Here is a 1,550-nt window from a genome sequence, read left to right as displayed (position 1 = left end):
CAAGCTGCGGGACAAAAAACCCAATCCCGTCCCCCGCAAACCAATCTCCACCAAGCAACAGTCCCCCAGGCACCAGCCAGCGGGCCGTTCGCATTCGGGGGACAATGGTGCCTGCAAGCGCGGCACTCCTCGGCGCACAAAGAGGCCTCAGCCGACAAGCTACGACAACAAAACAAGCCTCTCGACAAAACCTAATTCAAAACAGCCCGCAGCCGCGGGCCGTTTGCGTTTAGGGGGACTGGCAGTGAAGTGCCCAGCCGCCGCCATGACCGGATCAACCGAATCGGAGGCAAAAAAGAGGAAGCATCCGATCCTCTTGTCAGGCATCGGTCAGTGATGTCGGTGATGACTTGCAATCAAATACGAAATGAATTGGGTCGGGGTGGCGTTCTATTCAGCCGGCTTTTGTGGCCACCCTCGGCCATGACAATGACTGAGGACCGCGAATCGACCTGCATGTGGATTCTCGATCGCGCCGGCCGTTGGGTGTGTCACGCCGCAATAGCCGCAAGTGCCGTTGGCCGAACGGCCCGGGGCGTTGAAGCGACGCCTCGATCAAGTCGAATCAAGTGAAGGGTGATTCTCTGGGGATGAGTGGCGCAAGGCGTGGCATGGTCGAATCAGCCAATTTTGCTAATAGCTGACATCTATCCAGGTTCGGGATCACTCCCATGTTCCCGCAGGGCGGTGCCAATGCCAAATTGCGCTTTGAATGACCATTACGAGAGCTCCATCAGGAAGCAGCTCGAATCAGGCCGCTACAGTAATGCCAGCGAGGTTGTCCGCGCGGGCCTGCGCATGCTTGAGGATTTCGAGGCGGAGCGGGAGAAATGGCTGCGCGACGAGATACCGGGGCGCCTGCTGAACTCCGGCAGGATTCATCGAAGGGCATCCCTGCCGAAACGGTTTTCTCCCGGCTGGAGGCGCGTCATCGCGCCAAGCAGGCGAAAGCCAAGTCGGGGTGGAGTATCGGATTGTCTTCCACCCCAAGGCAGAAGCCGAGCTGGAGCAACTCTACGATGACATAGCCGGACGTGCGTCGCCGGCGATCGCCTGGAATTTCATTGCGGGTATCCGCGACCATTGTCTCGACCTGTCGACGTTTCCACGGCGGGCACCGAGCGGGTCGAGATCATGCCTGGGTTGCGGATTGTTGGCTACCGCGGCGTCAGCATTGCCTTTGCCGTCGGGGGCAGGCGGGTCCTGATCCTGGGCATCTTTTACGCCGACCGGAACATCACACCGGAATTGCTCGAGGACCGGCTCTAAACGGCGCTTCGGTGGAGAATTGCTGTGCAGTCCTCCAGGCGCGGCGGGTGCGATGGCACACATCAGCGCCTCGAGCTCGGGACGCATCACAGGAATGGTAGGCGCTAGAACGCCGCCCACAATTCAGCCAAGCCAACTCATGAATTTCGGCCCGGTGGATATCTCTGCGAGAAATCGAAAAAACATTGTCGATGTGTGTTGACAGTTGTCGAGTGTGGCGACTATATACGCCTCACGAACGAGGGCGGCTCGCCGCTGGCGACGAAGAAGTTTGCTTCTAA

General features: G+C 59.0%; 2 pseudogenes. Both read left to right on the top strand.

Annotation, left to right across the window (positions count from 1 at the left end):
* Nucleotides 1-693: 693 nt before the first annotated feature.
* A pseudogene (locus NKI66_RS32570) lies at nt 694-956 on the top strand (type II toxin-antitoxin system ParD family antitoxin); the annotation flags it as partial.
* A 5-nt stretch (nt 957-961) separates the two neighbouring features.
* Nucleotides 962-1,269: pseudogene (locus NKI66_RS32565) on the top strand (type II toxin-antitoxin system RelE/ParE family toxin).
* Nucleotides 1,270-1,550 lie beyond the last annotated feature (281 nt).

The sequence above is a fragment of the Mesorhizobium sp. M0518 genome (assembly GCF_040321125.1).
GTDB lineage: Bacteria > Pseudomonadota > Alphaproteobacteria > Rhizobiales > Rhizobiaceae > Mesorhizobium.
The sequence above is the reverse complement of the archived record's forward strand: the minus strand, read 5'-3'. Positions and strand labels throughout refer to the sequence as shown.